Below are 3,847 nucleotides of genomic sequence, written 5' to 3' on the forward strand. Positions count from 1 at the left end.
GTCTCCTCGGCCGGGGGCTGCTGACCGCGGAGGGAGCATCCCATCACCGTCAGCGTGCCGTGATCCAGCCGGCGTTCCACCGGCACCGCCTCGAACGTTACGCGCGGACGATGGTGGCGAAGGCGATGGAGGTGCGCTGGATCGCGGCGAAGAACGCCACCCAGTTCAGCACGATGCAGACACCGCCGAACAGGATCAGCGCCCAGCTGCGCAGCGGCAGGCGCAGACCACCCAGCCAGCCGCGGGCGGCGCAGAACAGAAACAGCACCAGCGCCCCGAAGACGCAGCGGAAGAACACGGCGTTGACCGGCCCCTGCCCCGATTCCTCCATGAACACGCCGACGGTGCCGACCACCGCCATGCCGAGGGACAGCTGCAGGATCCCCGTCCGCCGCTCCGCTCCCATATCGAGATTGTCCGCCGCCATCGCCGCCTCCTGATCGTCAGGCAGGAAAGCTGGGGCCGCCGCCCCATTCACTCAAACGAATAGATTTGAAGCCATCCATCATTTGAATTTATGCTTGGCGCATGGACAGACGCCTGGATCTCGACGTGCTGCGCACCCTGGTGGCGATCGCCGAGGGCGGCAGCTTCAGCCTGGCCGCCGCCCGAATCGGTCGCACCCAATCCGCCGTCAGCATGCAGGTCCGCCGGCTGGAGGAGGCCACGGGCAAGCGGCTGTTCGACCGCGACAGCCGGCACGTCCGGCTGACCGCCGCCGGTGAAATCCTGCTTGGCCATGCCCGGCGCATGCTGCGGCTGGAGGAGGAGGCCTGGGCGGCGCTGGTCGAGCCCGACCTGCGCGGCAAGGTCCAGCTCGGCATTCCCGACGACTATGCCTATTCGCTGCTGCCGCCGATCCTGTCGCGCTTCGCCGCCAGCCACCCGCAGGTCGAGGTCGAGCTGATCTGCGAGCAGAGCACGCTGCTGGACGGCCGCCTGGCCGCCGGCACGGTCGACCTGGCGGTGGTGACGCGCCGGCCGGGCCGCGACGCCGAGCTGCTGCGACGTGAGCCGCTGATCTGGTTCGGGTCGCCGGACCATGACCCGCAACTGGAGGAGCCGCTGCCGGTGGCGCTGTACGAGCCTGGCTGCGTCGCCCGCGGCATCACGCTGGAGGCGCTGGCCGCGGCGCAGCGGCGCCATCGCCTGGCCTATAGCAGCCCCAGCCTGGTCGGGCTGGTCGCGGTGGTCCGGGCCGGGCTGGCGGTGGCGGTGGTGGTCGAATGCAGCCTGCCGCCGGGCCTGCGCGTGCTGGGCGAGCGCGACGGGCTGCCCGCCCTGCCGTCGCTGGAGATCGCGCTGGCCTGGGGCGCCCGGCCGCGGACGCCGGCTGCCGCGCGGCTGGCCGAACAGATCCACAACGCCATCGGCCGGCCCGAGGCGCTGGCGGCTTAGAGGCGGACGATCCGGTTTAGCCGGCCTTTCGCAAATATAAATCACAAATACTCAGTTACTCGAAATTATTACGTGGTACTTATATTAGTTACATAAGTAGCCATAAATACACTTACCGAAGAATATTGCTCACTCTATTTTTATCACTATTCAGATTTTACAGAAAAATGGAGCATTGAATCATGACAAGGGGCACGTTGGTCGTGAACGGCGACGACCGCGATACGGACGTCATCTTCGTGATCGCAGGGACAGATGGCAGCACATCCGTCATCAGCGGCCCACAGGAGCCGACCCTGCCGCCGAACGGCCCCGTCACCCATCTCGTCATCGACGGGCATGGCGGGGACGATGCCATCGAAGCACCGCTCGGGCACAACAGCCTGAACGCCGCCCTGCATCTCACGCTGGATGGTGGCGCCGGCAACGACTCCCTCATCGGCAGTTCGGGCGGCGACACGCTGATCGGTGGCCTGGGCACCGATATGATCACCGGCGGCGCCGGCGCCGACCGTTTCATCTTCAAGTCGGCAGCCGACAGCTCGGTCGCCCACCCCGACAGCATCCTGGATTTCCATCACGCCGACGGCGACCGGATCGACCTGTCGGCCATCGATGCCCAGACCGGCGTGGCCGGGAACCAGGCGTTCCATTTCATCGGGACCGCCGCCTTCACGGGCCATGCGGGCGAGCTGCACATCACGGTGATGGACAAGGGATTCATCAGCGACGGGCATGAGGTCACCCAGACCATCGTGTCCGGCGACGTCAACGGTGACGGCGTGGCCGATTTCGCGATCGACCTTGGCAACGCCGGCGTTCTTCACGCCAGCGATTTCGTGCTCTAAGGCCGATCGGTCAATGGCGGACCAGGGCCGGCGCGCCGGTCCTGGTCACGCGGGCGTCAGCTCAGGGAACGATCCAGCTGCGGCCATCGGCCGCCTGGCAGCCATAGGGCGGCAGGGCGCCGGCGAAATTCACCTTCAGCTTGGCGCAGCCCCATTCGCGCAACGGCAGCGGCAGGCGGCTGTTCAGGTCGATGCCGATCTCGTCGTAAGGGCTGTCGGTGTTGGTGACGTAGCGGTACCAGGTGAAGCCGAACACCACGACCACGGCGACCACCACGCCGATCAGGACACTGAGAAGCTTGCGCAAAATGATCCCCTTCTTGTCTTCGAGAAGGCGCAGCCGTCCTCGAAAGGCGCGGCTTGTAACCGACTTCGCCATGCTAGGAAAGCGGTCTTCTATCTCTTGCTCCCAGCCGGCGGCCAATATGAATTTTGTCGGCACCATTGCGGTGGTCGGGGGTTGATGCTGCAATCCGTGCGGACTCGCTGCGCACATCGAAGGGGGATCGGATGCGTCGCTTTACCGGGCTGATCATCGTCGTCATCGTGGTCGTGGTCGCCGTCCTGTGGGGCGGCAGTGCCTATAACCGCTTCCTGACCGGCGACGAGCAGGTCAAGGCCGCGTGGTCGGAGGTCGTGAACCAGTACCAGCGCCGCGCCGACCTGGTGCCGAACCTGGTCAAGACCGTCCAGGGCTATGCCCAGCAGGAAAAGGACGTGCTGGTGCAGGTGACCGAGGCGCGGGCCAAGGTCGGCAGCATACAGGTGACGCCGGAGACGCTGAACGACCCGGCGGCGCTGCAGAAGTTCCAGGCGGCGCAGGGCGAGCTGTCCTCCGCCCTGTCGCGGCTGCTGGTGGTGACGGAGACCTATCCGCAGCTGAAATCCGATGCGCTGTTCAAGGATCTGATGACCCAGCTGGAGGGCACCGAGAACCGCATCACCGTCGCCCGCAACCGGTCGATCCAGGCGGTGCAGGACTCAATGTCGGCGTCCGCCGCTTCCCCGGGAATCTGATCGCCGGCGTGCTCGGCTTCAGCGCCAAGCCCAATTTCAGCGTCGAGAACGAAGCGGCGATCTCGACCGCGCCGAAGGTCGATTTCGGGACACCGGCGACGAAGCCTTGAGCATGCTGCGCCGGGCAACCGCGGCAGCCTGCCTGTTGCTGGCCGTGACGGCCGCACCGGCCCGGGCGGATTCGGTCGCCGTGCCGCCGCTGGCCACCCGGGTCACCGACCAGACGGGAACGCTGACGGCGGAGCAGAACCGGATGATCGAGACCAAGCTGGCCGCCGTCGAGCGCCGCACCGGCGCGCAGATCGCCGTGCTGATCGTGCCGACCACGGGCGACGACAGCATCGAGGCCTATGCCTTCCGCGTCTTCAACAGCTGGGGGCTGGGCCGCAAGGGCATCGATGACGGGGTGCTGCTGCTGGTGGCCAAGACCGACCGCAGGATGCGGATCGAGGTCGGCACCGGCCTCGAAACTGCGATCCCGGACGCCACCGCCGCGCGGATCATCCAGGACGGCATGGTGCCGGCATTCCGCGCCGGCGACTTCGCCCGCGGCCTCACCAACGCCATCGCCGCGATCGTCCCCC

Annotated in this window: 6 protein-coding genes; 4 read left to right on the plus strand and 2 right to left on the minus strand. The window is 66.8% G+C overall.

The annotated features are described in order from the left end of the window. Positions 1–97: 97 nt before the first annotated feature. The gene (locus AC3XYG_RS37445) at positions 98–427 is read right to left on the minus strand and encodes an EamA family transporter (protein ID WP_489144985.1); all 330 of its coding nucleotides are present in this window, start codon (positions 425–427) and stop codon (positions 98–100) included. A 101-nt stretch (positions 428–528) separates the two neighbouring features. Here AC3XYG_RS37445 and AC3XYG_RS37450 point away from each other — a divergent pair, with 101 nt between their 5' ends. Both AC3XYG_RS37450 and AC3XYG_RS37455 read left to right on the plus strand, forming a co-directional pair. Beyond that, complete coding sequence (locus AC3XYG_RS37450; RefSeq protein WP_489144986.1) at positions 529–1,398, plus strand: LysR substrate-binding domain-containing protein; 870 nt, start codon at positions 529–531, stop codon at positions 1,396–1,398. A 182-nt stretch (positions 1,399–1,580) separates the two neighbouring features. Beyond that, a complete protein-coding gene (locus AC3XYG_RS37455; protein WP_489144987.1) occupies positions 1,581–2,246 on the plus strand; it encodes a calcium-binding protein in 666 nt (221 codons plus the stop codon). 61 nt (positions 2,247–2,307) lie between these two features. Here the strand turns inward: AC3XYG_RS37455 and AC3XYG_RS37460 are convergent, their stop codons facing one another. Beyond that, on the minus strand, positions 2,308–2,553 hold the full coding sequence (locus tag AC3XYG_RS37460; protein ID WP_489144988.1) for a hypothetical protein: 246 nt from the start codon (positions 2,551–2,553) through the stop codon (positions 2,308–2,310). A 203-nt stretch (positions 2,554–2,756) separates the two neighbouring features. On the opposite strand from AC3XYG_RS37460, the gene AC3XYG_RS37465 reads away from it, so the two are divergent. Next, positions 2,757–3,263, plus strand: coding sequence for a LemA family protein (locus AC3XYG_RS37465; protein ID WP_489144989.1), 507 nt, complete (start codon positions 2,757–2,759; stop codon positions 3,261–3,263). Between the two features lie 112 nt (positions 3,264–3,375). Then, on the plus strand, positions 3,376–3,847 hold a 472-nt coding region (locus AC3XYG_RS37470), incomplete at its 3' end, for a TPM domain-containing protein (RefSeq protein ID WP_489144990.1).

This window comes from Inquilinus sp. (assembly GCF_057815775.1).

Excerpts from the sequence above, each read along its gene's own strand:
- AC3XYG_RS37450 (WP_489144986.1), top strand. The coding sequence starts at position 529 with ATGGACAGACGCCTGGATCTCGACGTGCTGCGCACCCTGGTGGCGATC.
- AC3XYG_RS37455 (WP_489144987.1), top strand. The coding sequence starts at position 1,581 with ATGACAAGGGGCACGTTGGTCGTGAACGGCGACGACCGCGATACGGAC.
- AC3XYG_RS37445 (WP_489144985.1), bottom strand. The coding sequence starts at position 427 with ATGGCGGCGGACAATCTCGATATGGGAGCGGAGCGGCGGACGGGGATC.
- AC3XYG_RS37465 (WP_489144989.1), top strand. The coding sequence starts at position 2,757 with ATGCGTCGCTTTACCGGGCTGATCATCGTCGTCATCGTGGTCGTGGTC.